Origin of the sequence: Agrobacterium larrymoorei (genome assembly GCF_013322225.1) — a bacterium.
In the GTDB taxonomy this organism is placed as follows: Bacteria; Pseudomonadota; Alphaproteobacteria; order Rhizobiales; family Rhizobiaceae; genus Agrobacterium; species Agrobacterium larrymoorei_A.
Window position 1 is genome coordinate 54995 of record NZ_JAAMFB010000016.1, and the last position, 26974, is coordinate 81968.

The 26974-nt window shown below is 56.6% G+C and carries 31 protein-coding genes; 14 read left to right on the forward strand and 17 right to left on the reverse strand.

Annotated elements, in window-relative coordinates; translation table 11 throughout:
* Window positions 1-35 precede the first annotated feature (35 nt).
* The 3 genes from G6L28_RS09125 to G6L28_RS09135 all read left to right on the forward strand — a co-directional run bounded on the left by G6L28_RS09125 (window position 36) and on the right by G6L28_RS09135 (window position 3690).
* A complete protein-coding gene (locus G6L28_RS09125) occupies window positions 36-2504 on the forward strand; it encodes an ATP-dependent helicase (protein WP_174063450.1) in 2469 nt (822 codons plus the stop codon).
* A 293-nt stretch (window positions 2505-2797) separates the two neighbouring features.
* Window positions 2798-3271: a DMT family transporter gene (locus G6L28_RS09130; RefSeq protein WP_174063451.1), complete on the forward strand. Its 474-nt coding sequence runs from the start codon at window positions 2798-2800 to the stop codon at window positions 3269-3271.
* Window positions 3268-3690, forward strand: a complete 423-nt coding sequence (locus tag G6L28_RS09135) for a DMT family transporter (protein WP_174063452.1) — start codon at window positions 3268-3270, stop codon at window positions 3688-3690. The genes G6L28_RS09130 and G6L28_RS09135 overlap by 4 nt, the downstream gene beginning before the upstream one ends.
* Here the strand turns inward: G6L28_RS09135 and G6L28_RS09140 are convergent, their stop codons facing one another.
* Window positions 3691-4965, reverse strand: coding sequence for a tlde1 domain-containing protein (locus tag G6L28_RS09140; RefSeq protein WP_174063453.1), 1275 nt, complete (start codon window positions 4963-4965; stop codon window positions 3691-3693). It abuts the gene before it with no gap.
* Window positions 4966-5353: 388 nt separating this feature from the next.
* Between G6L28_RS09140 and pncA the strand changes: the two genes are divergently transcribed.
* A complete protein-coding gene (gene pncA, locus G6L28_RS09145) occupies window positions 5354-5980 on the forward strand; it encodes a bifunctional nicotinamidase/pyrazinamidase (protein WP_174063454.1) in 627 nt (208 codons plus the stop codon).
* Here the strand turns inward: pncA and G6L28_RS09150 are convergent, their stop codons facing one another.
* Entirely contained in the window at window positions 5981-6229 is a 249-nt protein-coding gene (locus G6L28_RS09150) for a DUF2164 domain-containing protein (protein WP_337795756.1), read from the reverse strand.
* A gap of 175 nt (window positions 6230-6404) precedes the next feature.
* On the opposite strand from G6L28_RS09150, the gene G6L28_RS09155 reads away from it, so the two are divergent.
* Together G6L28_RS09155 and G6L28_RS09160 are read left to right on the forward strand one after the other, a co-directional pair.
* A complete protein-coding gene (locus tag G6L28_RS09155; protein ID WP_174063455.1) occupies window positions 6405-7118 on the forward strand; it encodes an AzlC family ABC transporter permease in 714 nt (237 codons plus the stop codon).
* Window positions 7118-7432 (forward strand): AzlD family protein, encoded by a 315-nt coding sequence (locus tag G6L28_RS09160; protein WP_174063456.1) that lies wholly within the window; start codon window positions 7118-7120, stop codon window positions 7430-7432. The genes G6L28_RS09155 and G6L28_RS09160 overlap by 1 nt, the downstream gene beginning before the upstream one ends.
* 62 nt (window positions 7433-7494) lie before the next feature.
* Here the strand turns inward: G6L28_RS09160 and G6L28_RS09165 are convergent, their stop codons facing one another.
* Complete coding sequence (locus tag G6L28_RS09165; protein WP_174063702.1) at window positions 7495-9324, reverse strand: aminopeptidase P family protein; 1830 nt, start codon at window positions 9322-9324, stop codon at window positions 7495-7497.
* 255 nt (window positions 9325-9579) lie between these two features.
* Here G6L28_RS09165 and G6L28_RS09170 point away from each other — a divergent pair, with 255 nt between their 5' ends.
* Both G6L28_RS09170 and G6L28_RS09175 read left to right on the forward strand, forming a co-directional pair.
* Window positions 9580-9753 carry a hypothetical protein gene (locus tag G6L28_RS09170; protein ID WP_174063457.1) on the forward strand — a complete coding sequence of 58 codons (174 nt, stop codon included), beginning with the start codon at window positions 9580-9582 and terminating at the stop codon, window positions 9751-9753.
* A 306-nt stretch (window positions 9754-10059) separates the two neighbouring features.
* Complete coding sequence (locus G6L28_RS09175; RefSeq protein WP_174063458.1) at window positions 10060-10545, forward strand: peroxiredoxin; 486 nt, start codon at window positions 10060-10062, stop codon at window positions 10543-10545.
* A gap of 310 nt (window positions 10546-10855) precedes the next feature.
* Here the strand turns inward: G6L28_RS09175 and G6L28_RS09180 are convergent, their stop codons facing one another.
* The 12 genes from G6L28_RS09180 to coxB all read right to left on the reverse strand — a co-directional run bounded on the left by G6L28_RS09180 (window position 10856) and on the right by coxB (window position 20427).
* Window positions 10856-11164, reverse strand: coding sequence for a Dabb family protein (locus tag G6L28_RS09180; RefSeq protein ID WP_174063459.1), 309 nt, complete (start codon window positions 11162-11164; stop codon window positions 10856-10858).
* 156 nt (window positions 11165-11320) lie between these two features.
* Window positions 11321-11761, reverse strand: a complete 441-nt coding sequence (rnhA, locus tag G6L28_RS09185) for a ribonuclease HI (RefSeq protein ID WP_174063460.1) — start codon at window positions 11759-11761, stop codon at window positions 11321-11323.
* The gene (locus tag G6L28_RS09190; protein ID WP_174063461.1) at window positions 11761-12726 is read right to left on the reverse strand and encodes a homoserine kinase; all 966 of its coding nucleotides are present in this window, start codon (window positions 12724-12726) and stop codon (window positions 11761-11763) included. The genes rnhA and G6L28_RS09190 overlap by 1 nt, the downstream gene beginning before the upstream one ends.
* A 31-nt stretch (window positions 12727-12757) precedes the next feature.
* Window positions 12758-13804 carry a 4-hydroxy-3-methylbut-2-enyl diphosphate reductase gene (gene ispH / locus G6L28_RS09195; RefSeq protein ID WP_174063462.1) on the reverse strand — a complete coding sequence of 349 codons (1047 nt, stop codon included), beginning with the start codon at window positions 13802-13804 and terminating at the stop codon, window positions 12758-12760.
* 26 nt (window positions 13805-13830) lie between these two features.
* Window positions 13831-14607, reverse strand: a complete 777-nt coding sequence (locus G6L28_RS09200; RefSeq protein ID WP_174063463.1) for an SURF1 family protein — start codon at window positions 14605-14607, stop codon at window positions 13831-13833.
* Window positions 14576-14962 carry a DUF983 domain-containing protein gene (locus G6L28_RS09205; RefSeq protein ID WP_174063464.1) on the reverse strand — a complete coding sequence of 129 codons (387 nt, stop codon included), beginning with the start codon at window positions 14960-14962 and terminating at the stop codon, window positions 14576-14578. Before G6L28_RS09205 ends, G6L28_RS09200 begins: the two co-directional genes overlap by 32 nt.
* Window positions 14963-15028: 66 nt before the next feature.
* On the reverse strand, window positions 15029-15904 hold the full coding sequence (locus G6L28_RS09210) for a cytochrome c oxidase subunit 3 (RefSeq protein WP_174063465.1): 876 nt from the start codon (window positions 15902-15904) through the stop codon (window positions 15029-15031).
* A gap of 108 nt (window positions 15905-16012) precedes the next feature.
* Window positions 16013-16621, reverse strand: coding sequence for a cytochrome c oxidase assembly protein (locus tag G6L28_RS09215; RefSeq protein WP_174063466.1), 609 nt, complete (start codon window positions 16619-16621; stop codon window positions 16013-16015).
* Window positions 16622-16648: 27 nt separating this feature from the next.
* Window positions 16649-16780 carry a hypothetical protein gene (locus G6L28_RS23060; RefSeq protein WP_272955844.1) on the reverse strand — a complete coding sequence of 44 codons (132 nt, stop codon included), beginning with the start codon at window positions 16778-16780 and terminating at the stop codon, window positions 16649-16651.
* Window positions 16780-17733: a heme o synthase gene (gene cyoE, locus G6L28_RS09220; RefSeq protein ID WP_174063467.1), complete on the reverse strand. Its 954-nt coding sequence runs from the start codon at window positions 17731-17733 to the stop codon at window positions 16780-16782. Before cyoE ends, G6L28_RS23060 begins: the two co-directional genes overlap by 1 nt.
* Window positions 17734-17851: 118 nt before the next feature.
* The gene (ctaD, locus tag G6L28_RS09225) at window positions 17852-19546 is read right to left on the reverse strand and encodes a cytochrome c oxidase subunit I (protein WP_174063468.1); all 1695 of its coding nucleotides are present in this window, start codon (window positions 19544-19546) and stop codon (window positions 17852-17854) included.
* A 17-nt stretch (window positions 19547-19563) separates the two neighbouring features.
* Window positions 19564-20427 (reverse strand): cytochrome c oxidase subunit II, encoded by an 864-nt coding sequence (coxB, locus tag G6L28_RS09230; RefSeq protein ID WP_174063703.1) that lies wholly within the window; start codon window positions 20425-20427, stop codon window positions 19564-19566.
* Between the two features lie 366 nt (window positions 20428-20793).
* Between coxB and G6L28_RS09235 the strand changes: the two genes are divergently transcribed.
* From G6L28_RS09235 to G6L28_RS09250, 4 genes are all read left to right on the forward strand, one after another.
* Window positions 20794-21312 carry an invasion associated locus B family protein gene (locus G6L28_RS09235; protein WP_174063469.1) on the forward strand — a complete coding sequence of 173 codons (519 nt, stop codon included), beginning with the start codon at window positions 20794-20796 and terminating at the stop codon, window positions 21310-21312.
* Window positions 21313-21374: 62 nt separating this feature from the next.
* Complete coding sequence (tldD, locus tag G6L28_RS09240; protein WP_174063470.1) at window positions 21375-22790, forward strand: metalloprotease TldD; 1416 nt, start codon at window positions 21375-21377, stop codon at window positions 22788-22790.
* Window positions 22791-22863: 73 nt separating this feature from the next.
* Window positions 22864-23301 carry a bleomycin resistance protein gene (locus tag G6L28_RS09245; RefSeq protein WP_174063471.1) on the forward strand — a complete coding sequence of 146 codons (438 nt, stop codon included), beginning with the start codon at window positions 22864-22866 and terminating at the stop codon, window positions 23299-23301.
* A gap of 8 nt (window positions 23302-23309) precedes the next feature.
* On the forward strand, window positions 23310-23984 hold the full coding sequence (locus tag G6L28_RS09250) for an HAD family hydrolase (protein WP_174063472.1): 675 nt from the start codon (window positions 23310-23312) through the stop codon (window positions 23982-23984).
* A 4-nt stretch (window positions 23985-23988) separates the two neighbouring features.
* Here G6L28_RS09250 and G6L28_RS09255 read toward each other — a convergent pair whose 3' ends face one another.
* Together G6L28_RS09255 and pdxH are read right to left on the reverse strand one after the other, a co-directional pair.
* Complete coding sequence (locus G6L28_RS09255) at window positions 23989-24294, reverse strand: pyrophosphatase (RefSeq protein ID WP_174063473.1); 306 nt, start codon at window positions 24292-24294, stop codon at window positions 23989-23991.
* A 78-nt stretch (window positions 24295-24372) separates the two neighbouring features.
* On the reverse strand, window positions 24373-24993 hold the full coding sequence (pdxH, locus tag G6L28_RS09260; RefSeq protein WP_174063474.1) for a pyridoxamine 5'-phosphate oxidase: 621 nt from the start codon (window positions 24991-24993) through the stop codon (window positions 24373-24375).
* A gap of 57 nt (window positions 24994-25050) precedes the next feature.
* On the opposite strand from pdxH, the gene G6L28_RS09265 reads away from it, so the two are divergent.
* Both G6L28_RS09265 and G6L28_RS09270 read left to right on the forward strand, forming a co-directional pair.
* Window positions 25051-25500: an RT0821/Lpp0805 family surface protein gene (locus G6L28_RS09265; RefSeq protein WP_174063475.1), complete on the forward strand. Its 450-nt coding sequence runs from the start codon at window positions 25051-25053 to the stop codon at window positions 25498-25500.
* A 215-nt stretch (window positions 25501-25715) separates the two neighbouring features.
* Window positions 25716-26822, forward strand: a complete 1107-nt coding sequence (locus G6L28_RS09270; protein WP_174063476.1) for a DnaJ C-terminal domain-containing protein — start codon at window positions 25716-25718, stop codon at window positions 26820-26822.
* The last annotated feature ends 152 nt before the right edge of the window (window positions 26823-26974 follow it).

Here is a 26974-nt window from a genome sequence, read left to right on the forward strand (position 1 = left end):
TAGCGTTTATATCCCGAATCACTACATTGGGCCACATGAGCAACAGTTTCGATGATATGCCGTTCTTCGATGAAGAGCCAAATGAGCCACGCCGTGCGGCGCCTGTAGCACCGGCAGCGGGCGGTTTAGGCATTGCCGCGCGCGCCATGGCGGCACGTGATCAAAACCGTGCAGCGCCAGATTATCTTACCGGCCTTAACCCCGAGCAGCGCGAAGCCGTTGAGACGCTTGACGGACCGGTCCTAGTTCTTGCGGGCGCAGGAACCGGCAAAACGCGTGTGCTGACAACTCGCATCGCCCACATTCTCGCATCAGGCCGGACATACCCCAGCCAGATTCTGGCCGTGACCTTTACCAACAAGGCGGCGCGCGAAATGAAAGAACGCATCGGCGTTCTGGTCGGTGGCGCAGTCGAAGGCATGCCATGGCTCGGTACGTTTCACTCCATCGGTGTGAAGCTCCTGCGTAAACACGCGGAGCTCGCAGGCCTCAAATCCAACTTTACCATCCTCGATACCGATGACGTAGTGCGCCTCATCAAGCAGCTCATTCAGGCCGAGGGTCTGGATGACAAGCGCTGGCCCGCCAAGCAGTTTGCGGGCATGATCGACAACTGGAAGAACAAGGGTCTGACGCCGCCCGATATTCCGGAGGGCGACAGCCGCGCATTTGCCAATGGCAAAGGCCGCGAACTTTACGCCGCCTATCAGGCCCGTTTGAGAACGCTGAACGCTTGCGATTTCGGCGATCTGCTGCTGCACCCAATCACCATTTTTCGCAAGAACCCGGATGTCTTGAAAGAGTATCATCAGAAGTTTCGCTACATCCTGGTCGACGAGTATCAGGACACCAACACTGCACAATATATGTGGCTTCGACTTCTCGCACAGCGCGGCAAAGGCGAGCCTCAGAACGTTTGTTGTGTGGGGGACGACGACCAGTCCATCTATGGATGGCGCGGCGCTGAGGTGGATAATATCCTGCGTTTCGACAAGGATTTTCCCGGAGCGAAAGTCATCAAGCTTGAGCGCAATTATCGCTCCACCGAACATATCCTCGGGGCCGCCGGTCATCTGATCGCTCATAATGAAGGCCGCCTTGGAAAGACGCTCTTCACGGATCGCGTCGATCCGAACGACGAGAAGGTCGTTGTTCACGCGGCCTGGGATTCGGAAGAGGAAGCCCGCGCGGTTGGAGAAGAGATCGAGCAGTTACAGCGAAAAGATCATCCACTCAACAATATCGCTATCCTCGTCCGTGCGTCCTTTCAAATGCGTGAGTTTGAAGATCGCTTCGTCACACTCGGCCTGAACTACCGCGTTATCGGCGGCCCGCGCTTCTATGAGCGTCTCGAAATCCGCGATGCCATGGCCTATCTCCGTCTCGTCTGCCAACCGGCCGACGATCTGGCGTTTGAGCGCATCATAAACACGCCCAAGCGCGGGCTGGGTGATACAACGGTTCGCAACCTCCATGATTATGCCCGCGCGCGCGATATTCCGATGCTCGCGGCGGCTGCCGATATGATCGAGACCGATGAGCTGAAGCCGAAGGCGCGCAAGGCGCTGTTCGATGTTGTGCAGGATTTTCGTCGCTGGCAGGGTCTGCTGGAAACCACCGAACATACCGTTCTGGCCGAGCAGATTTTGGACGAAAGCGGTTATACAGCCATGTGGCAGGCGGATAAATCCGCCGAAGGTCCTGGCAGACTTGAAAACCTGAAGGAACTCATTCGCTCCATGGAAGTCTATGAGAGCATGCGTGCCTTTCTGGAGCATGTTGCGCTGGTTATGGACGCCGAACAGAATGCTGAACTCGACGCCGTTTCCATCATGACGCTGCACTCAGCCAAGGGTCTGGAATTCGAAACCGTATTCCTCCCCGGGTGGGAAGAAGGCCTATTCCCGCACCAGCGTTCGCTGGATGAGGGTGGTCGCTCCGGCCTCGAAGAAGAACGTCGGCTTGCCTATGTCGGCATTACTCGAGCAAAGCGCCGTTGCCACATCTGGTTCGTCTCGAACCGCCGCATACACGGCCTTTGGCAATCCACCCTGCCCTCACGGTTTCTTGATGAGCTACCGCCATCCCACGTCGAAGTCTCGGCATCCGAAAGCAATTATGGCGGCTATGGCGGGCGCGGCGGCTACGGCCAATCCCGTTTCGACAAGGCCGAACCCTTCGCCAACAATTACTCCACACCGGGCTGGAAACGTGCGCAGGCCAATAAATCGGACGCTACCCGCGACAACTGGGGCACCCGCTCCGGTCACGCGGTAGAACGTATCGGCTACGGCGAAAGCGGACCAAAAGGCCGCACCATCGATGGCGAGCTGGTGGCAAAATCCACCACTGAGACGCCCTCGAAATTCTTCGTCGGCGACAGGGTGTTCCACATCAAGTTCGGCAACGGCAACGTCTCGGCGGTCGAAGGCAACAAGCTCACCATCGACTTCGACCGCGCCGGACAAAAGCGCGTGCTTGATGGGTTTGTGGAACGCGTTTAAGCGGTCACGTCAGGGATTTGTTTCGCCTGGCGTGAAGCCGACCAAGTAAATCAGCGCAACGATAACTGCGAGGGTAAAGATCGTTATGACGAAAAGGGTCATGCGGTTGAGTGGTTTGCGTGTTGTTTTTTTCATGTCGCAGAAACATGCAGCTGGCCGATTTGTTCCGGTAAAATCGTACCGCGTCTTGAAAGCATGAATGCTTCCATCAACCTAATTCGTTTTTAATTCCTACATATAGCGGCTAAAGCTGAATCACTTCCTCAAGCTTTGGCTTTCGAAAAGACACCTACATGACCCCTGCCCGCGCTCAACCACTTCACCTCGTTGCTGCTTTTGCCAGCGGATGCCTTTTGACCTTGATGGTGCATTTTAATGGAATGCTCGCACGTTATGGCAATGCGCTGTTTTCCTCCTGGACGGCGCATGGCACCGGCACCGTCGCAGCCCTAATCTATCTCGCTGTCCTCTATCGAAAGCCCGATGGCGGCATACCTGCAAAGCCAAAAGCGCCACTCTGGGCTTACTTCGGCGGCGTCGTGGGTGCGGCAATTGTCATGCTCACCTCGACCGCGGTGAACTCGCCGCTGGCGCTTTCCGGCACCATCGCGCTCGGCTTGGCCGGACAGGTGATCTTCAGTCTCGCGGCGGACTTCTGGGGGCTATTCGGCCTGCCGAAAAGACGACCGGAAGCACGCGATCTCTGCGCCATTGCGCTCATTCTCGGCGGCAGCGCGCTGATCATCCTGGTTGGGAGATCGGCATGATCATCTTCATAGCCATGGCTTTTGCGGGTGGCATATTCGTGTCGCTCAGCCGCCAGATCAACGGTCGCCTCAGCCTATCCAACTCACCGTTGATTGCGTCCTTCTGGAACCACATCGTCGGCTTCGTTGCACTGACCCTGCTCGGCCTGATCATTGGCGATCTTCTGCCCCCAGGTGCCGCCGATGCCCCATGGTATGCCTTCATAGGCGGCCCGATCGGCGTTGTCTTCATCGCGTCGGGCAGCTGGCTCATCCCGCGCATCGGCGCGGTCAACACCGCACTTCTGGTCATCAGCGGCCAGATGGTATCAGGCGTGTTGATGGATTTCTTCAGCGATCAGCCGCCAAAAATCTGGGCGACCGCGCTCGGCGTGATGATGATATTGGGCGGCATGGCGCTCACCCAGCGACGCAAATAATCAGGAATCCGTTCCGTTTTTCGCAAACATGCCAAACAGCGTCTTGCCACCCTTCGATCCACTACTGGCCGACATTGATGGGCGGCCGGAGAGCTTCGGAACGACAACGATACGCTTGACTTCGCCGCGTTTGAAGGCTGCGAGGAATTTCGTGTAATCCTTGAACACCACGCAGCCGTTGGATTCGCCGCGCTTGGCCAGCATGTAGGTGTGGGCAAGCAAGCCGTTGCGACCATGCGGATTGACGCCGTCTTCGGGTGTCAGGCGAATGGCCTCGACGCCGTGGAACAGCGATTCACGCATCGTCAACCGGTAGCTGGATGGCGGTGTCGCGCCGCGCATCTTCACATGTACGAAGTCCGGGTTGTCACGCATCTTGCCAATGCCCGAATGGGCCTCGAGCTTTTCACCGCTTGGAAGATGCACGACGCCAGCCGAAATATCGTAGATGGCAGTGCCGTTACCACGATCAGGCCAGGGAACGGCATTCATCTTTGTTTCGCGCATCGGGTTGTCAGGTCGGGCAAATGCCACCATCGAACTCGTTGCCGGTTGCTGCACGGGCTGGCGCGCAGGCGCCGAAGCGATAGCGGGATCCGCAAGCTGCTTTTCGGCAGGCGAAGGAGTGGCCGGACGGGGCGTCGGCTCAACCTCGACCGCTCTGGCGATCTCGGGTCGGAAGCTCGGCAGAGGAACGGTTTCCGGAAGCAGATCTATCGTGTCGTCAGCCGTGGCCTGCGGCTTGCCCAGCGCAACTTCGAAAGCAGGATGCTCCCGCGCCTGCGTTTCCAGCATCGCGGTCTCGGTGTTCTTGCCAAGGGCCGAATCGACGATGGCTGACGGGCGTAGTGCCGCAAGCGCCTTTACGGTTGCCTGCCCCTCAGCGTCCATGGCCGCAGAAGCCCCGAAACGGGCAGCGAACATATTTGCGTTGAGGTGATGCTCCGCCGCGACACGCGTCATTTTCTGATGTTCATGGGTCGTGCTGGAAAGGCGCGAGAATTTGCGAATGTGCAGGCTGTGTTCCGCAGCATCGAGCGTAGCCGGTGCGATTGCATCGGCCCGAGTCATCAGCATCTTGTCGAAATGCTCGGTCCCACGGGACGCTTGCGCCATTCCGTGCATCGATACGAACGCAGTCACCGCACAGACGCCAGCGAAAACGCCGCCGCCCAGCAATGCGGACATCCCGCGCAAGGAAATGCCACGTCGCTTGGTGGCAGAAGACGCAGCGCGAGAGCGCACGCCGTTATAGGTCACGACTGATGACGCCATGATACTCGTTACTCGAACCGTTTACGCAAAATCGGCCAGAGGCCGATGGCTTGATGTAGGCTTCGAATATCGGGTGCACGAAGCACCCCTTTCAAAGCGGACAGGTTCGAAGCATGCCGAATTATGGTAACCAAAGTCTTTACGAGTCCCCTGAAAACGCTGTCCCAAAAGCGTAGGCCAATTTCGATGCAGGTAAGAATCGGTATTTTCGTAATCATATTACGAAAATCAGGCAGAGGGGAAGGCTCCGGCGGCGGCTCTCATCTCGTGAGTCTGGACGGTTTCCTCTCCTCGGATCGTCCCACTATCTGCCGAGTTTGCCAAAAATGGGGCGACAAGCTGCCGCTTCCTTATTAAGCTGCACCGCGATCAACCGGGAATGAGAGACATGAAAGCGCTGCTGTTGATTGATATCCAGAACGGTTTCTGCCCCGGCGGCAACCTTGCTGTTACCGATGGTGACAAGATCGTGCCGATCGCCAATGCGCTGATTGAGAATGGCGGATACGACCTGATCGTGGCCTCGCAGGACTGGCATCCCGCCAACCACGGCAGCTTTGCCTCGCAGCATCCGGGCAAAAAGCCCTTCGACATGGGCGAACTTTCCGGCAAACCGCAGGTCATGTGGCCAGATCATTGCGTGCAGGAAACGCCGGATGCGGAGTTCCATCCCGACCTCAACACCGACGCTTTCGACTATGTGCAGCAAAAGGGCGAAAACCCCGCCGTAGACAGCTATTCTGCCTTTCGTGACAACGACCAAAACGCGACGACGGGCCTTTCCGACTATCTTGAACGTCAGGGCGTCAAATCGCTCGATATTTGCGGTCTCGCTACCGAATATTGTGTCAGCTTTTCGGTCATGGACGCGCTGGAAATGCTGCCGGACGTCAAGGTCCGCTTCATCGAGGACGCAAGCCGCGGCATCGACCCCGAAGGCATCAAGGCCGCGATTGCCGGAATGCGCGCAGGAGGCGTTGTCATCGTCAACAGCAGCGACATTCTGAAAGACTGATTATCGACCTTTCAATGGTTGTTCCAACACATCTATATCGCCCGCCGCATCGTCGAGCCTGCGCAAAACGGCAGCATGCGCGTCCCTCAAACCCTTGTTGTAGAAAGCTGGGCCAACCACGTCGGCGAGATGATCGAGCAGCATTTCAGACTGAAGCCCGCTGATCTCGACATCCAGTTCATTCACGAGAAACGATTGGACGGCTGAAATGAAATCGGCCTTTTGCTGTTTATCGAGCTTCAAATCCACGCAGATGCTCCTGTAACAAATGAAAGGGTAGACCAAGCTTCAAAGAAATCAATCTATGCCATTCCTTAAATTCGTTTGTGCAAGGTTGGTCAAAGCGTTAGAGCCCTCATTATCCAATCCACGCGCTCTGGCAGCGCCAGAAAGACAATTTCTCCGGCACAGGACCGGTCCACCCATGGCCCATACCACCTTCAAGTCCGGCGTCCGGCTGGGACTGCCCGTAGCCCTTGCGGTCTTGCCCTTCGGCGCGCTCTTCGGTGCCATCGCCATAGATAATGGCCTCAGCATGTTCGAAGCCACGTTGATGAGCGGCATTATCTATGCGGGCGCAAGCCAGCTCGTCGGTATAGAATTGTTCAGCCAAAATCTGCCCGCATGGCTGGTCGTGCTGTCCATCTTCGCCGTCAATTTCCGCCACATACTCTACTCTGCCGCCATGGTCCGAATCGTGCCGGAATGGTCCCTCGCCAGAAAGGCATTCGGCTTCTTCTTTCTGGTCGACCCTCAATTTGCTGAATCCGTGCGCCTGAAGGAGACGGATGGAAGGGTCAGCTTCGCCTGCTACATGGGTTATGCCTTCATCGTTTACCTGCTGTGGATGCTTTCGACCGTACTCGGGGCCTCGCTCGGCAATCTTGTCGGAGATCCCAAGGCACTCGGCTTTGACGTGCTGCTGCCCGTTTATTTCATGGGTATGGTGCTGGGCTTCCGCAAGCGAAGCAATTTCTATCCCGTGATGCTGGCAAGCGCGATTGGCGCCATCGTCGCCTTCCACGTCGTAGGCTCGCCCTGGCATGTCAGCCTCGGCGCCATAACCGGCATTCTCGTCGCGGTCATCTTTCCCCCTTCCCAGACGGAAAAATCTCTGGCTGACGAGGAGATTGCCTGATGAACGAGCTTTTCGACGTCCAAACACTTATCATCATCTTCGCTGGCGCAGTCGCAACATATATCACCCGCGTCGGCGGTTACGTGCTGATGACCCGGATGAAAACAATTCCTCCCCGCATGGAAGCAGGGCTGAACGCCGTTCCCGTCGCCGTGCTAACGACCCTCGTCGCCCCCGCTTTTTTCGAAGGCGGCTATGAGGTCAAACTCGGCATGATCGTTGCCCTCATCGTCGGCCTGCGATTCCCCGGCCTGACCATGCTTGCAGCAGGCTGGGGACTGGTGGTGGCGATGCGGTACTTTTCGCTGGCTTGAGGTCGAGTCAGTGCCGTCAGCCTCGGACTCGACCCAAAGATGACGGCGGAGACAGAAAACTCTCAAACCGCCTCGGTTGCAGCAATTAACCACTCCTGCACACCCGCAACGGAAATCAGCGGCATCAGCTTTTCACGCACGGTCGCATGGTAGTCGTTCAGCCACTGCCGCTCGTCCTCGCTCAGCAGCGCAACGACGACCAGACGGCGGTCGATGGGGCACCAGGTCAGTGTTTCGAACGAAAGCATCGGCTGATCGCCACCTTCGATTGCCTCAGCCTCCCGCACATAAATCAGGTTCTCGATACGAATTCCGAATTCACCAGGGCGGTAGTAGCCGGGCTCATTGGACAGGATCATTCCCGGTAGTATTTCCTGCTGCGAAACGCGGGAGATACGCTGCGGCCCCTCATGCACAGAGAGATAGGAGCCGACGCCATGGCCGGTGCCGTGGCCGTAATCGGCCCCTGCTTTCCACAGCGCAATTCGAGCCAGCGGATCGAGGTCGCAGCCTCTGGTTCCCTTTGGAAAACGTGCTGCACTAATGCCGATCACGCCTTTCAGGACCAGCGTAAAGAAACGCTTCTGTTCCTCGGGCACATTGCCGATGGCGACCGTGCGGGTGATGTCCGTGGTGCCGTTGACATATTGCGCGCCGGAATCGACGAGGAACATCTCACCGTCTTTCAGCACGCGGTCGCTTTCCGTCGTCACACGATAGTGGATGATTGCTGCGTTCTCACCGGCACCGGAAATCGTATCGAAGGAAATGTCCTTAAGCGGGTTTTGCATCGCCTGCCCTACCCGCGCGCGAACCTCTTCAAGCGCCTTCACGGCCTGAATTTCGGTGACGCTGCCCGGTTGCTGGCCGTCCAGCCAGGCGAGATATTCCACCATCGCCGCGCCGTCCTGAACATGTGCGGCAGCGGAACCGGCAATCTCCGCCTCGTTTTTGCAGGCGCGCGGCAGCTTGACCGGATCGGTCGCCTCGATCACCTCTCCACCAGCGTCCTTAATGACCCGCGTCAGGGCAACCGGCACGACATCGACATCCGCAAGGATCTTGCCGCCCTTTTCCGCGATGAGGCGAAGACGCAGTTCGATATCACTCGGTGCGTATTGCGTCGCCAGCGGGGCGAGATATTCGGCTGCCTCTGAACCGATCTTGCGCTTATCGAGAAACAGCTCAGCTTCGCCATTCGCGTGAATGATGGCCCGCGCCAGCGGATGCGGTGTGTGTGGCACGTCATTGCCGCGGATGTTGAAAATCCAGGCGATGGAGGATGGATCGGCAATCAGCACGGCATCGGCGTTGCGCAGCGTCACGATCTGCCCAACCGTGTCGATCTTTTGCCGCGCGGCATGTCCGGTAAAGGCACCCGGCTGAATGCTGATGGGCTCGAGAGGTTCAACCGGGCGCCCCTCCCATAAAGGATCTAGCGGATTGCTGGCCAGAAGCACGACCGCGCCATTTTTGGGTGAAAGTGCCTTTTCAAACCGCGCCAGCTCGGCGCTGGTATGCAGCCACGGATCGATGCCAAGCCGGAAACCGTCCGGCGCATTGTCAGCAAGCCATTTTGCAGGCGGAGCGCCGACCAGATCACCGCCAGTAAAAACGGTTTGATCCACCTGCGAGGCAAGCTGGGTGGTGTAGCGACCATCAACGAATACGATAGCCTGGGAGCGCGTGACCAGCACGACCCCGGCAGACCCCGTAAAACCGCTTAGCCACGCCATCCGCTCGGCACATTCGGGCACATACTCGCCCTGATATTCGTCGGCACGCGGCACGAGAAAGCCATCGATGCGAAGCGCATCGAACGTGCTCCTCAGTGCCTCGACACGTGCTTTGCCGAATTGCGGGGTAGACTTGTTTTCGAAGGTCTGGAACATGACATGCTTTCCGAAAGAACTGATTTGTGGCGGACCATAACGCGTCATGAAGCCCGAGGTCCAGATGAAAGAACCCTCTCCTGACGCCGCACAATTTTCAGGCAAGATGACGTAAATCAGCGTGTAGACGACAGTCGATATGCGCATCGCGCATATCTATGATGCGAGCAACCCACTACCGGAATGACCCATCTCGATCTATATCTGCGTCATCGAAAGGGCGACGAAACGCCCTGAGAAACAAGGATTAGAACAATGGCTAAGTCGATTTTCCGCACAGCTTTGGATCGTGTCATCGCAGCACGCCAGCATCAGGCAGATCGTTATGTCAGCGGCGCAATGCTGAGCCTCGACGATCAGGCGATCGCAGCGCTTGGCACAACCCGCGAAGAACTTCGCCGCAAGGCGAAATCCAGCTACGCGTTCTGAGCATTGCCGGGGCGGAACTCCTCCCTCCACCGTTCTGGCAATGGAATGCGTTGACCCGCTTGAGCAGCTCCTCCCACAGCTCGCGGGTTCGGTCATCCAGACCGATCGAGAAGGCGGCGCGCAAGCGTCGCCTTTTTCGTTTCGGTCCATCAGTGATACGTAGACACAACTCATCGCCAGCTTCCCATATCTCTTACAGAGGCTCAGTGCGCAGCCGAATTCTGCGTGTTCACGCTGCCGAAAACAGCTTCACACTTTTCCGTCTGATGCTCTATAGTCGCGCGATCATTGCCACAGGAGCGATTAATGACCATCAAGATCGGCGACAAACTTCCTTCCGCAACCTTCAAGGAAAAAACTGCGGACGGCCCTGTCGAAACCACGACTGACCAGCTTTTCAACGGCAAAAAAGTCGTCGTCTTCGCAGTTCCAGGTGCTTTCACGCCCACTTGCTCGCTGAATCATCTTCCAGGTTACCTCGAAAACCGCGACGCGATTCTGGGTCGCGGTGTCGATGACATCGCAGTCATCTCCGTGAATGACTGGCATGTGATGGGTGCCTGGGCGGAGTCCTCCGGCGGACAAGGGAAAATTCACTTTCTCGCAGACTGGGATGCATCCTTTACAAAGGCACTAGGTCTCGATGCAGACCTTTCCGCTGGCGGCCTCGGTGTGCGCTCCAAGCGTTATTCCATGGTGGTAGAAGACGGCGTTGTGAAATCCTTGAATGTCGAGGACAACCCCGGCCAAGCCACCGTTTCATCGGCAGCCACCATCCTGGAACAGCTTTGATATAAAATTGGCGGCACGTGGCTATACCGTGCCGCCTATCACGTTGTAAAATATGGCTTTCTGATCGATGAATAAGTCGGCAGGCTATCGGGCCTTGCGGGTCTATCCAGAAAATCGTCGTTAGAAATTTGACTCGCAGTCACTTCGAGAGCACGGCATCTACGTTGTGAGGTGGGCGACGGATAACGATAGGTGTGGCTTTCCATCAGCATCATGGCTGCCTCCGTTCGACATCCTTTATTTTAATGTAATAATGTTACAACCTGATGAAAAAGGCCAATTGAGTGATAATGTTCATAACAAAGCGGGTTTAGATCGCGAGGTCGAACACCAGCAATCCTGCAGCGCCGCCATCGGTAAGACCAATCAAACGATCGCCCACTTCGACATGTTGTGGATGCGTCAGATACTCGTCTCGCGCTTCCACGCTTTCCATGGTGACGATGAAACCATCCTGAAAACCGCCATTCAGGCCTTCAGAAGAAACGTTCTGACCGTATTTCACATCCACAACACCGGGAATCACGTCTTTGAGCGCGTCAATCGCCTCATAGATGGCTTGTTTTTCAGAAGTCGTAACGGCGGATTTGAAACGCAGGAATACACAGTGCAAAATCATGAAGTGTCCCTCTCTTCTCTATCGATCCGGTAAATAGGCCTTCGGCCCTGCAACGCAAACTGAAATGACAGAGCAGATGTCCGGTCTAACTCGCCGACGTGACAAGTAGTGCATCACGAACGCGTATGGTGCGGCAGAGACCGTCGATTGCCGCCATTACCTCCGCTTGAAGGGCTCCATACCCTTTCGAGCCAGCTCATCGGCCCGCTCGTTTTCGGGATGACCAGCATGGCCCTTCACCCAGTGTAGCGTCACCTTATGGCGCTCCCGTGCGGTTTCCAGCGCCTGCCAAAGCTCGACATTCTTGACAGGCTTGTTATCGGCGGTTTTCCAGCCTTTTTTCTTCCAGCCAAAAATCCATTTCGTGATGCCATCCTTCACATAGGCGCTATCTGTGTAAAGATCGACTTCGCAGGGCGATTTCAGCGCGTTGAGCGACTGAATGGCGGCCATCAATTCCATGCGGTTGTTGGTCGTTTCCGCCTCACCGCCGCAGAGTTCTTTTTCTACCTCGCCATAGCGAAGCACAGCGCCCCAGCCGCCCGGACCCGGATTGCCGGAACAGGCGCCATCGGTAAAAATATCGACATGCTTCATCAGCCGGCCAATCCATATTCGGCAACATCGCTAATAGAGCGGTGGAATCGCAGCTTGCGCAGATATTCGAGTGGATCCTTCTTCACCACCAACGCACCTTCTGGCGTGGTCAACCAGTCGTAAAGCCTGGTCAGGAAGAAACGCAACGCGGAGCCCCGCGCCAGCAGAGGTAGCGCCTCCAACTCTGCGTCATTCAATGGCCGCACGGACTGATAGCCCTCCAGCAGCGCTTTGCCCTTAGTCACGTTGTATGCGCCATCCTTCTCGAAGCACCATGCGTTCAGGCAGATCGAGACATCGTAGGCCAGAAGATCGTTGCAGGCGAAATAGAAGTCGATCAAACCCGACAACTCGTCGCCGAGGAAGAAGACATTGTCCTGAAAAAGATCGGCATGAATGACACCTGCTGGCAAGTCCTTTGGCCAGTTGGCCGCGAGAAAAGCAAGATCGCTGCCGATTTCCTGCTGCAACCCCTTCTCCACCTCATCGGCACGCGCTTCCGACTTGGCCCACAATTCCTTCCAGCCTTCCACCGAAAGCGAATTTCGACGTTCCAGTTCGAAGCCTTCGCCCGCCAGATGCATGGCAGCCAGCGCCTTGCCAACTTCGCGGCAATGTTTCGCCTCAGGCTTTCGCAGCCACATGCCTTCAAGAAATGAAATCAGTGCTGCCGGACGACCGGAAAGCTCACCCAGCAACTTGCCATCTTTGCGTGGCAGCGGCAGCGGGCAGGATAGGCCTTTGGCAAACAGATGTTGCTTCAGGCCGAGAAAAAACGGCAGGTCTGACTTTTCCACGCGCTTTTCGTAAAGCGTCAGGATCAGCGGGTCCTTCGTCGTGTGCAGCAGGAAGTTGGTGTTCTCGACGCCCTCGGCAATGCCTTTATAGGAGGTCAATTCGCCAACGTCGTACTGACCGAGAAAATCTCTCAGGTCATCTTCTGTGATGTCCGTGTAAACTGCCAATGGATTTCTCGTAAGGGAAAAGGGTTTTAACTCAGTTACTTATCGCGGCTTTCGAATGCAACGCATCGCGCGCACTTCCGTTGACGAATGCCATGTCTTCTGTGGTGAGTTCAATGTTGCGAAGCTCGCGGTTGACCAGAAAATGTTCGGTCTCTTCAACCGTCACGGCCAGATCGAGCGTGGTATCGAAGCGGGCCTTGAAGGCCTCGATGATCTCATCCACGATGACTTCCGGGGCAGATGCACCGGCGGACAAACCAAGCGTGCGAATGTCGCCGATCTCATCCCAATCGATTTCGGACGCGCGCTGTACCAGAACGGAGCGCTCGGCCCCTGCCTTCAAAGCAACCTCGACGAGCCGCTTGGAATTGGAGGAGTTCGGCGCGCCGACGACAATGAACAGATCGCAGCCAGGCGCAGCCTGCTTCACCGCATCCTGCCGGTTTGTCGTGGCATAACAGATGCTGTCAGCGGCGGGTGACTGCATGGCCGGAAACCGTTCCTGCAGCTTTGCGATGACCCCCGCCGTATCATCCACCGACAAGGTAGTCTGCGTGACAAAGCCGAGATTTTCCGTATCGACCGGCTGATAGCGCGCCGCATCTTCAACCGTCTCAACAAGCGAAACGGAGCCTTCAGGCAGCTGCCCCATGGTGCCAATGACCTCGGGATGCCCGGCATGGCCGATCAACACCACATGGCGACCGAGGCGCTGGTGACGCATGGCCTGCTTGTGAACCTTGGAAACCAGCGGGCAAGTCGCGTCGAGATAGAACAGGTTCCTCGACTGCGCATCTTCCGGCACGGATTTCGGCACGCCGTGCGCGGAGAACACGACCGGCTGCTCCCGGTGTTCCGCAGGAATTTCGTTCAGTTCCTCGACAAAGATCGCGCCCTTTGCCTCCAGACCTTCGACCACGTAGCGATTATGCACGATCTCATGGCGTACATAAACTGGCGCGCCATAGGCCTTCAGAGCCAGAACGACGATCTGGATAGCGCGATCTACTCCGGCACAAAAGCCACGCGGACCGCAGAGCCGAATGGTAAGGGGCGGCTTGGAAACGGCGATGTTCATTCCTGCTCCTTCTGCCTCCCGGTATCTCAGTCGCTGGTGTTTCTTGAGCCCCGGACATAGGCAAAACCGGCCACGAAGACAAGGGCGGCGGCTAATCCGTACCATGTAATCGCATATTGAAGGTGATTATTCGGCAGATCGATGATCGTCACGCCACCTTTTGGCCAGCCACCGGGATTGGGTGCGGTATCAGCATCAACAAAAAACGGGACCAGGCTATTGCGCGAAATACCCGCGCTATCGGCCATGGCGCGCAAATCCTTCCAATAATAGATATTTTTCGTAAGATCGTTGTCCGGCAACATCATCGAGGGCTTTTTGGCAAGCTGTGCTCTGGCAAGCCCCTCGATCGCAACGAGGCCGTCAACCTGTCCCAGACTACGTTTGGTCGCATCCTTCATCTCATAGGGTACGAACCCGCGATTGACGAAGATCGAGCGCCCGTCGGCAAGCTTCAGGGGCGTGTAAATGTAATAACCCGTCTGCCCTTGATGGGTGGCAAAGAAATGCTGTTCTTTCGTATGGTCGAAGGTGCCGGAAAGGCGAACCGTGCGATATTCGATATCGCCACCCGATGCGGCAAGCCGCTCGATCTCTGCAAGCTCGACAGCGGGTGTGTGCGTGCGCTGCTGGATATCGGCCATCAACGCCTCTTTCCAGTAGAGCCGCTGAACCTGCCATGTGCCAAGCGACAGAAGGATGATCAACGCCATCAGCACAAGCGGCCCTGCAAACCACATACGGCGTTGCGAAGGCTTTATGGCAATCGTTTCAACCATGATCGATCCTGCCTTCACTCGCATTATTGCGATATTGCAGCGCGACCATGATACCTTTGAGTTTACGCAGAAGAACGAGCGACGCCACCACTGTCAGCGGTAGCCAGATCAGCGCGTGGGCCCAGAGCGGAAGTGCGAAAGTGGCATCGAACCACAGAGCCAGACCCAGGATAAGAAAGCCCATAATCATCATGACGAAGACCGCAGGGCCGTCGCCTGCATCCGCGAATGTATAGTCGAGACCGCAAGCCGTACATTGCGGCTTCAATTTCAGAAAGCCATCGAAAAGCTTACCTCGCCCGCAACGCGGGCAGCAGCCTTGCAAACCGACCTTGACCGGATCGACCGGCGGAAAATCATGTCGCTCATCTTCGGTCATTGTTGCTCCTCCCCCAAAAAAACAAGGGGCAGCAATGCCGCCCCTCATGAAGTCGCAATGTCAGGCTCAGTGCGCGATAGGCGCGCCCCAGCCACCCCAGATATAGATAGCGAAGAAAAGAAACAGCCAGACGACGTCGACGAAGTGCCAATACCATGCAGCAGATTCGAAGCCGAAATGGTGCTTGGGCGTAAAGCCGCCGGCAATGGCGCGGAAAAGGCAGACCAGCAAAAAGACGGTTCCGACGAAGACATGGAAGCCGTGGAAACCCGTCGCCATGAAGAAGGTCGCACCGTAGATGGAGTTCTTGAAGTCGAAGGGGGCGTGGACATACTCGTAAATCTGCACGGCGGAGAAGAGCACACCGAGCGCGACGGTTAACGACAGGCCCGTAATCAGACCCTTGCGATCATTATGCAGCAGGGCGTGATGCGCCCATGTCACGCAGGTACCGGAGAGCAGCAGGATAACGGTGTTGTAAAGCGGAAGATGCCATGGATCGATGACCTCGATACCCTTTGGCGGCCACTGCCCGCCCGTATAGGCGAGGCGCGATGCCTGAATTGCCTCATGCGGATAAAGGCTGGCATCGAAATAGGCCCAGAACCATGCCACGAAGAACATGACCTCGGAGGCGATGAACATGATCATGCCATAACGCAAATGAAGCGATACGACCGGCGTATGGTTGCCTTCGTCACCCTCCTTGATGGTATCCGCCCACCATGCGTACATCGTATAGAGAACGATCGCGAGGCCAATGTAGAACAGCCAGGGATTGGCCAACTCCATGCCGAACAGCTTGAACGAGCCGCCATTCAGGTAGCGCATATAACAGATGCCGCCGAACGTCAGAACGAAGGCGCCTATCGATGCCAGGATCGGCCAAGGGCTGGGGCTTATGATATGGTAGTCGTGGTTTTTCTGGTGCGTGTCTGCCATGTGAACAATCCCCCGAAGGCTCTTCCCTTATCTCACTCGATCAGTGTCATTCCTGCGACCGTATCGGCGTCACTCCCGCGGCGCAGCGTTTATAGCCGCGCCACCCTCTCACAGTTTCGTTTCGTCACGTTCATTCTTTACCGGCAAGGACGCAACCGGTTTTTCCGTCTTGGATGGATAAAACGTATAGGACAAAGTTAGCGTATGAATATTTCTGGTTTCACGCGCCTTGACGATTTCCGGATCGATAAAGAAAACGACCGGCATTTCAAGGGTTTCACCCGGCTGCAGAGTGGTTTCGGTAAAGCAGAAACATTGAACCTTGTTGAAATAGGCTCCCGCTTCCATTGGCGTCACGTTGAAGACAGCGCTTCCCGTGGTCGCGACAGGTGACCGATTCGTTGCCTTGAACGTCACCTGTATCGTCTCACCGATTCTTGGTTCGACAGACTTTTCGACGGGGCGGAAATCCCAGTTCAAGCCGCTGGATGTGTTGGCATCGAAGGTCACCTTCATCGTCTCATCAAGGATGACATCGGAATATTGCTCCACGCGCTGGGTGGTGCCGTTATAACCCGTGACCTGACAAAAAAGGCGGTAGAGTGGGACGGAGGCATAGGCCATGCCGACCATGCCGCAGACGAAGATAACGCAAAGCACAAGAATAGAGCCGTTGCTCGTCTTCTTACCTGTCTCCGCTTTTTCACTCGCTCCCATGGTTCCTCCTCTCCCACAGACCGATGGTCAATGACCGCCGATTTTTATGATGGTGACGATGTAGAACAGGACCACCAGAGCTGCCAGAACGACACCGAGCGCGACGTTGCGCCCTCGCCTGGATTTCTTTTGAGCCTCGTTCAGCTTGATAGTGTCCATCAGAACACTCCTTCGGCAAGCGCCATCAAGGATGGCGCGAGATGATCGGCGAGAAGGCCAGAGAAAATTGCGAAGAGGTAGAAGACCGAATAGGCGAACATCTTCTTTGCCTCTACCATTTTCTCGTCGCCATCCGGCGTGCGACGCACCGAAATCGAACAGTATACGAAGATCGCGCTCAGCAACGCCGCAAAAATGCCGTAACCGGCGCTGGCAAGACCCGTGAAATAGGGAGCGACCGCCACTGCCGCAGTCAGTACGGCATAGGCGATCATCTGGTTCTTGGTGGAACGTTCGCCTGCAACATTCGGCATCATCGGAATGCCGACCGAGCCGTAATCACGCATCTTGAACAGAGCCAGCGCCCAGAAATGCGCAGGCGTCCAGAGGAAGATGATGAGAAACAGGATGGTGCTGTCGAGCGAGACATTACCGGTTACGCAGGCCCAGCCCAACATAGGGGGAAATGCCCCTGCCGCGCCACCGATAACGATGTTCTGCGGTGTAGAGCGCTTAAGCCACATCGTATAGACGACGGCATAGAAGAAGATCGTGAAGGCCAGCAGACCGGCGGAAAACCAGTTGACCGCAAGTCCCAGAATGACGACTGAGAAGGCCGACAATGTAAGGCCGAACGCGAGCGCTTCGCCCGGCGCGATGCGGCCGGATGGGATGGGACGCTTTGCCGTACGGGTCATCACCGCATCGATATCGGCATCGTACCACATGTTGAGCGCGCCGGATGCTCCCGCGCCAACGGCAATACAGAGTACCGCCACAAGTCCGAGAACCGGATTGATTTCGCCGGGAGCAAGTATCAAGCCAGCGAACGCGGTAAACACCACGAGCGACATGACGCGAGGCTTCAGCAATTCGAAATAATCGCGCGCGCCAGCTTCGGATAGCGAAGTCGGTTCAATGGCAAGCGTATCGCGATTGTCGATAAGGGTCATTCTTTCCTGCTTTCATGGGATACGCCGCGTGAAAAACACGGCGCTCCATTGGTCTTCATCCGAGCGTAAAACTGGCATTTACCATGCCCGATCAATATTTACGCTCGGACAAAATGCCTCAGCGAATGCGCGGAAGCTGTTCCCACTGGTGGTATGGCGGCGGCGAAGACAGCTGCCATTCCAGCGTGGTTGCACCATCACCCCAGGGATTGTTGCCTGCCACACGCTTTTTCGCGAAGGCTTCCCATACACCAAAGAGGAATATGAGTACAGCAACGGCCGAGATGTACGAACCGATGGACGATACGTAGTTCCAGCCTGCGAACGCATCCGGATAATCGATGTAGCGGCGCGGCATGCCGGCAAGGCCGAGGAAGTGCTGCGGGAAGAATATAAGGTTCACGCCGATGAACATGACCCAGAAGTGCAGATTGCCGAGCTTCTGGCTATACATGTAACCGGTGATCTTCGGGAACCAGTAGTACCAGCCCGCAAAGATGGCGAACACGGCACCCAGCGACAACACGTAATGGAAGTGTGCAACCACATAGTAGGTATCATGCAGCGAACGGTCGAGACCGGCATTCGCAAGCTGGACACCCGTGACGCCACCAACCGTAAACAGGAAGATGAAGCCGATTGCCCAGATCATTGGCGTTGTGAAGGTCAAGGATCCACCCCACATCGTCGCGATCCACGAGAAGATCTTGATGCCGGTTGGGACAGCAATGACCATGGTGGCGAAAACGAAGTAGCGCTGAGCCTCGAGTGACAGACCAACCGTATACATGTGGTGCGCCCACACGATGAAGCCGACGGCGCCGATGGCAACCATGGCATAGGCCATTCCGAGATAACCGAAGATCGGCTTTCTGGAGAATGTCGACACGATGTGGCTGATGATGCCGAAGCCAGGCAGAATCAGGATGTAAACTTCCGGGTGGCCAAAGAACCAGAACAGATGCTGGTAAAGGATTGGGTCACCACCGCCTTCGGGTGAGAAGAAGGAGGTACCGAAGTTGCGGTCGGTCAACAGCATGGTTATGCCACCTGCCAGAACCGGCAGCGAGAGTAGCAGCAGGAACGCTGTCACCAGAACGGACCAGGCGAAAAGCGGCATCTTGTGGAGCGTCATGCCCGGAGCGCGCATGTTGAGAATGGTGGTGATGAAGTTGATCGCACCGAGGATAGAAGACGCGCCCGCAACGTGCAGCGAGAAGATCGCCAGATCGACCGCCGGTCCAGGCATACCCGTCGTCGAGAACGGCGGATACATCGTCCAGCCGCCGCCCACACCATACGCACCTGCCGGACCTTCGACGAAGAGCGAAAGGAGAAGCAGGATGAAGGCAGGAACGATCAGCCAGAAGGAGATGTTGTTGAGGCGTGGGAAGGCCATGTCCGGTGCACCGATCATGATCGGCACCATCCAGTTGGCAAAACCGCCGATCATGGCGGGCATGACCATGAAGAAGATCATGATCAGCGCGTGCGCGGTGGTGAACACGTTGAACATGTGCTTGCCACCATCGATGGCAGCGTCACCTTCGAAGCCATAGACCATGGATGCAAGGCCATGGAATATCTGAATGCCAGGCTCCTGCAGTTCCATACGCATGACGACCGACAGGCCGCCACCGATGATACCGGCAATGATCGCGAAGATCAGGTAAAGCGTACCGATATCTTTATGGTTCGTGGAAAACAGCCAGCGCTGTGCAAAGCTTGGCTTGTGATCATGATGTGCATGATCGTCGTGATGTGCGTCATGACCATGAGAGTGATGGTCGTCGTGTGCGGAATGTCCAGCCATTGTCCTCACTCCTTACGTCAGTTGGTTTCGTTTCCGGCAACGCGAATGGCGCTTGGCGCGTCTGCGGAAGCCATGAGCGCCCGGTTGGCGCCGCTCAGATCGGAAGCAGCAGCAGCGAACCAGGTGTTGTATTGCTCTTGCGAAACCACCCGTATGGCGATGGGCATGTAGGCATGATCCTTGCCGCAAAGCTCAGAACACTGCCCGTAATAGAGACCTTCTTTTTCTGGCTTGAACCAAGTTTCGTTCAAACGGCCCGGTACGGCATCGATCTTGACGCCGAAGGCAGGCATTGCGAAGGCGTGAATGACGTCCGTCGGTGCCGAGGTGACAAGCAGGCGAACAGTTTTGCCAACGGGAACGACCATTTCATTGTCGACGGCGAGAAGGCGTGGGTAACGCGCACGATCTTCTTTGCCTGCGGCGGCGCGATCCGGGTCTTTAAGCAGGTAGCTGTCGAAAGCGAGTGGCTCTGCGCCCTCTGCCGTCGTTTGATACTCATAGTTCCACTGCCACTGGGTGGCGGTCGCCTTCAACGTCAGGTCCGGATTCTCCGGCTGCGCGAGCTGAGCATTGAGAAGATTGAAGGACGGGAACGCTAGAAACAGCAGAATGAGAACCGGAGCAAGCGTCCAGACGATCTCGATCGCCGTGTTATGGCTCGTTTTGGAAGGCACCGGATTCTTGGCTGCATGAAATTTTACGGCGACGATGATGAGCAGCGCGAGCACGAACAGGGTCACCGGCACGATGAACCAGAGCGTATATTGTTCGAACCAGCGAATTTCATGCATGATAGGCGTTGCAGCCTCCTGCAACCCCATCTGCCACTCCCTTGGCTGGTCGGCCTGAGCGCCACCAGCCAAGATGAGACAGATCATGCCCACCAAGCCTGCGTAAATCCTGTTCGTCACGGTATCTCTCCCTCACCGCGCATGAGCTTGATCAAACCCAAGCGCAGAATCCATGCCATATAGTCTAGACTTCAAATCACAGTTTGCTCTCCGCCGCAATATCGCCTTGCTTTTGGAAAGAGGCATTTTCCCGGGATAGTTTTACGGCAACACAGCCCGGTCGCAGACCTCTCAAGCCTGGTCGAAGATATGGTTTGCAGGCTCCACTGCCAGCGCGCGGCGGATGATCAGTCCTATTTTGGCCGTAGTCGCTTGGAATTGAAGGGATCGGCTCTTTCATTTCCGCAACAGGAAGTCAAAATAGCCTCACTGATTCGAATTCCAGAGGTATCTATGCGTCCGTCTCCGATTGCGCGTGCATTTCTTTTCGCCGCCGGTCTATCTATCCTCGCTCCCGCCGCGGGCTTTGCCCAGCAACAGCCGGGAACGCCGAAATCGACGCATGGTCCATGGTCGGTCATCTGCGACAAGCCAGCAGGCGCGTCGGAAGAGCAATGCGCGCTGATGCAGAACGTGATTGCCGATGACCGCCCGGAAGTCGGTCTTTCCGTCGTGGTTCTCAAAACGGCGGATCGCAAGTCACGCATCCTGCGCATTCTCGCTCCGCTCGGCGTCCTGTTGAAGGACGGCATGGAGCTTTACATCGACAACAACAATATCGGCCGTGCCTATTTCACCCGCTGCTTCTCCGAGGGCTGCTACGTGGAAGTGGACATCGACGACGAATTGTTGAAGGTCCTGCGTGCTGGCAAGAACGCCGTTTTTGCTCTGCGGGAATCTGTCGATCAGGATCGCGTCGGTATTCCTATCGAGCTGACCGGCTTTGCCGAGGGCTACGACGCATTGCCGTGATCGCTCTTGCGTCTCCAGTCTGCAACACTTAGATGCGATTGACGCTAAAAGTGGAGCCTGCGATGACACAAGACCTTCTGACCCTCTTCGATTGCGATGAAGGACAACTGCGCGCCCAGGTCGCCGACGCCCTTAACGGCGCAGACGATGGTGAGCTATTCGTCGAGCATGCGCAGGCTGAATCGCTGACATTCGACAATGGTCGCCTCAAGGGCGGCAGCTTCAACACCGATCAAGGCTTTGGCCTTCGCGCCGTCGCGGGCGAGACGGTGGGCTATGCCCATGCGGGCGAGCTTTCGCTCGCCGCCCTCAAACGCGCATCAGACGCAGTTGGTGCCGTTACCAACGGCTATTCCGGCTCCTACGCAGCGGCACCTCAACGCACCAACAAGAAACTCTATGGCGATGAGAACCCCATCGGCGCGCCCTCTTTCGAGGAGAAGGTCAAGCTGCTGACGGAGATCGACGCTTATCTTCGCGACAAGGACCCAAAGGTGCGCCAAGTCACGGCCTCCGTTTCGGCCAGCTGGCAGGTGGTTGATATCCTGCGTGCCGATGGCCATCGCGTGAACGACATTCGCCCTATGACCCGCATCAACATTTCCGTCGTTGCTGGCGAGGGCGACCGGCAGGAGAGCGGCTCCTACGGCATCGGAGGCAGAGTCGGATTTGGCGATTTCGTTACCGTCGAAAACTGGCAGCGCGGCGCAGATCAGGCGTTGCGGCAGGCTCTTGTTAATCTCACCGCGATCGATGCACCCGCAGGCACGATGGATGTCGTGTTGGGCTCCGGCTGGCCAGGCGTCATGTTGCATGAAGCCGTGGGACACGGACTGGAGGGTGATTTCAATCGCAAGAAGACCTCAGCCTTCGCAGGGCTTCTCGGCGAAATGGTTGCAGCCCCCGGCGTGACCGTGGTGGACGACGGGACGATGGATAATCGTCGCGGCTCTCTGACCGTCGATGATGAAGGTACGCCTTCCGGCTATAATGTATTGATCGAAAACGGCAAACTCGTCGGATACATGCAGGATCGCCAGAATGCGCGCTTGATGGGCATGAAAGCCACGGGCAACGGCCGCCGCCAGGGCTACGCCCATGTGCCGATGCCGCGCATGACCAACACCTACATGCTGGGTGGCGACAAGACGCCGGAAGAAATCATCGCGTCGGTGAAAAAGGGCATCTATGCCGTTTCCTTCGGCGGCGGTCAGGTGGATATCACATCCGGCAAATTCGTGTTCGGCTGCACCGAAGCGTACCTCATCGAAAACGGTAAGATCGGCGCGCCCGTTAAAGGTGCGATGCTGATCGGTAACGGCCCTGATGCAATGAAACGCGTCACGATGATCGGCAACGACATGAAGCTGGACACCGGCATCGGCAATTGCGGCAAGGCTGGCCAGTGGGTTCCCGTTGGCGTCGGTCAGCCGCATTTGCGTATGGATCAGATTACGGTTGGTGGAACGAAGGCGTGATGATTGCATTCCAGTAACAAGCGTGTAGCCTCACCGAATATTCAGGCACATAAATTTACTGGACAAGGAATATATGACATTCATTGCCAATGCCCTCGTCCCCGAACTTGCCGTCAGCGACTGGCACAAGAGCCGCACTTTCTATTGCGATCTCATCGGGTTTCACGTGGTTTATGAGAGACCGGAAGAGGGTTTCACCTATCTCGCGCTCGGCGACGCGCAATTGATGATCGACCAGATCGGTGCAGGACGAACCTTCGAGCAGGACGGTGCTCCGATCAGCTTCCCATTCGGGCGTGGGATGAACCTGCAACTGTCCGTTCCCTCTCTCGACCCTGTTCTGGAGAGGCTGAAACTCGCTCGGATAAAACTTTTCCTGCCACTGGAGGAAAAGTGGTACCGCAAGGGCGAAACGGAGGCCGGCAACCGGCAGTTCGTCGTGGCCGACCCGGATGGCTATTTGATCCGGCCCTTCGAGAGTCTTGGCGAACGCGCCTTCCGGTTCGGTTGAGACACGACATGACGATATCTCTTAGACCGCAGGCAGTCATCTTCGATATGGATGGTCTTTTGATCGAGAGCGAGAAGCTCTATCGAGATTCGTTTCTCGCCGCATCGGAAGAAGGCGGACATGGTATGTCGGTCGATGTTTATCAGCGGGTTTGCGGTAGTCCTTGGGAGGTCATAGCTGGCACCATCCACGCAGAATACGGTCGTGACTTTCCGATGAACCAGTTCCGCGATGCCTGGCTTCGGCATTTGGCAGTCCAGATGGCGGATGGCGTCGCGTTGAAAGCGGGCGTCGTGCAAATGCTCGACCTGCTCGATACCCTCCGCTTGCCGCGCGCCATCGCCACGTCCTCAGGGCATGAGGCCGTTAACCGGCATCTTGGCCCCTTCAATATCATCAGGCGCTTCGACCACATCGTCGCGCGCGGCGATTATGCCGAACCCAAGCCTTCACCCCTGCCCTATCTGACGGCAGCACAAAAGCTCGGCTTGGAACCGGCACTTTGTCTGGCTTTGGAAGATTCCTACCACGGTGTTCAATCTGCCTACAGCGCGGGAATGCAGGTTGTCATGGTGCCGGATGTCGCGCCGGCAACGGAGGTTATGCGAGATAAATGCATTGCGATCTGCGGTGATCTGTTTGAGGTCGCGGCAATGTTGAGCGTTCCTGTAGCGGGAGCTTAAAGGCCTACGCCACCGGTTCGAACAGCCACTTGCGCTTGATCGAGCCTTTCAGATCGAGATCGTTATGGTAGGCAAGCAGAAGCACATGACCCAATAGGTCGGCAGCTTCGTCCAACAAATCCTGTCGCATCTCCTCCGGCGTCTTACCCTTGGCTCTGCCCCGCCCGCTCAGACGATTCCATGCTTGCGTGACCTCACCAACCTCTTCCTGAAGCTTCAGTAGATACCAGTCACGGTCACGCTCGATCTTGTTTGCATCGGCGTATTTATGCGATGCCTGCTCGAATTGCTGCATGAGGTCGGAAAGCATACGTTCCTCCTTTGTTCATGCGCAATGGTGACCATGATTCCTTCCGCGAGTCGATAGGCAATATCTCGCGGAACATATTCACGGGTACATCCGAACCTTCGTCCACGGCGCGTCGAGAGCATCACGGCGGAACTCCACGCGGTCGTGCAGGCGGAATTTGCGGTCGTGCCAGAACTCAATGGTTAGCGGCTGAATGCGGAAGCCTGACCAATGCGATGGTCGGGGAATTTCGCCGATGGCATATTTTGCGGTATATTCGGCAACGGCCTTTTCCAGCGCAAACCGGCTTTCCAGCGGGCGGGACTGTTTGGATGCCCAGGCGCCGATGCGGCTGCCGCGTGGGCGTGACGCGTAGTACTCGTCCGCTTCGGCATCGCTGACGACCTCCACAAGCCCTCGGATACGCACCTGCCTGCGCAGGCTTTTCCAGTGAAAGCACATGGCCGCTTTCTTTTGGCCCAGAATCTCAACGCCCTTTCGGCTTTCGAAATTCGTGTAGAAAACGAAGCCGCGTTCGTCGGCGCCTTTGAGCAGCACCATGCGCACGCTTGGCATGCCGTCTTCGTCTACCGAGGCCAGAGCCACGGCGTTCGGATCGTTCACCTCGGACGCAGTTGCATCCCGCAACCATTCGGCGAAAAGCGCGAAAGGCTCATTTTCTTCGGTGAAGTCACTAGATGTTAACCCCGTTTCCGACATATTGAATAAAATGCTCCCGAGCTGATTTGCGTACCAGAGATGGTTTCTGGGTAAGAGATGGTGATCGTCATAGCAAAGTCGAACAGGCGAACAAAGAGCTTCCTTGCATCGGTCGTGGATCTTTCCGCAACTGGTTTGATGCTTGTGATGCTGACGAGCTGCGTCAGCCTCGATCTGTTCGGCGGAGACAAGGTGGACAAGTCGCTGTCCACGGCCTCCGTTCCCAACCAGCAGAATGGACCTGCACTTACGGACGACGCGACAATCCGCAACGCGGTGACATCCGCCGACATTTCAAAACTGGCCGATTCTCCCCTGCCCTGGGCCAATGCCGCAACGGGCAGCGCTGGCGTCGTAACCGCCATCCGCGAGGATAGAAGCACGGGCTTTGTCTGCCGCGATTTCAGAACCACGCGCCACTCCTATGAAGGTATCGCCGCCTATTCCGGTCAGGCGTGCCTTTCCGAAACGGGTGAATGGCTGATGACCCGCTTCGATCAGAAATAATAAATTTACCTTAGTTTTCGACAAGTACATCGCCAGCGGCGCCGGTCGACTGGCGTAAAGGTATGATTAGCAACTTCTTGGCACATTCAAACCAAATTCCGAACTAAACCGTGCAACGCAAGGAAAGGCTTGCACGTTCAGATCGGGTGTTGTTGGCGTTTCCAGTTTCCATGATGGATACATGTCTGGAAACGCAGGCGTAACTGGTGGTTCGGATGCGTGATCCTTATTCTATTCTCGGCGTTCAAAAAGATGCCGGTTCCGACGAGATAAAAGCGGCGTGGCGCTCGAAGGCGAAAACCGTGCATCCCGATCAAAACCGGGATGACCCGGATGCGACGGCGCGTTTTGCCGAAATCGGCCAGGCCTACGATCTTCTCAAGGACCCCAAGAAGCGCGGTCTCTATGATCAGGCACGGCGGGCAGCGGAAGGCAAACGGCGCGACCAGACAATTATGCAGCAGCGCGAAGCTGCACGGCAGGCAGCCGAGCGGGCAAAGGCGGCTGAAAAGTTGATGGAAGAACTGGCGCGGGCGCAGGAGCGCACCGCCAAAGCCGCTGGCACCTCTGCGGGTGACGCGCATGGCACGACCCAAACCGGATCTCCCAATACCGACAAAACGGCGAAGCCAGAAACGGCGGAAGATATGCTGGAGCGCATTTTCGGCACCGACGCCAAAGCGAAAGCGGCTGGAGACAGAGGCGACCCTTCTTCCGGCGACGATCAGTCCGACAAAAGCGAAACGGCAGCGGCAGGAAACGGATTTTTCGGCGCGCTCATCCGCCGCATTCGCGGCACACCGGTCGTCCCGGAAAAAGCACCGGATATGACCGCAGAGGCAATCGTCAGCGTCAGTGATCTCGTTGAACAGAAATGGATTACCATCAGGATGCCTGACGAGCGGGACGTTCGTTTCCCGCTCGAGGCGGGAATGACCGATGGACACAGTCTGCGCCTCAAGGGACAGGGACTGAAGCTGCCGGAGCTGTCGCGCGGCGATCTCGTGGTGACGATTCTCGTGTCGAGAACGGATGAGTTCACCGTTCGGGATCACGATATCCACACGACTTTACCAATTTTGCTTGCAGACGCGGTGCTTGGTTGCGAGGCAACCGTCAAATCTCCACGGGGAGAGCTGAGCGTTTCGGTCCCTGCCTGGTCGGGTTCCGACAAGGCCATCCGGGTCGAAGGAAAGGGACTGCAAAGGCAGGACGGCACGTTCGGCGATCTGGTCGTCGAACTGCGCATCGTGCTTCTGGAAACGCCGGATGCCAAGGTGACAGACCTTATGCGGCATATGCGTGAAGGACTTTATCTTTAGGATAGAGGTGGCGAAGCTTCGTTACGCTCGCCTTGGTGTTTTATTCCCCTAACACCACAGCCGCACCACCATTGCGCCCTGCTTTTTTATGAAAGCAGTGCACAATGACCCTTTGTTACGCTCACTAACACGAGATGATCCGGGCGCTGCTT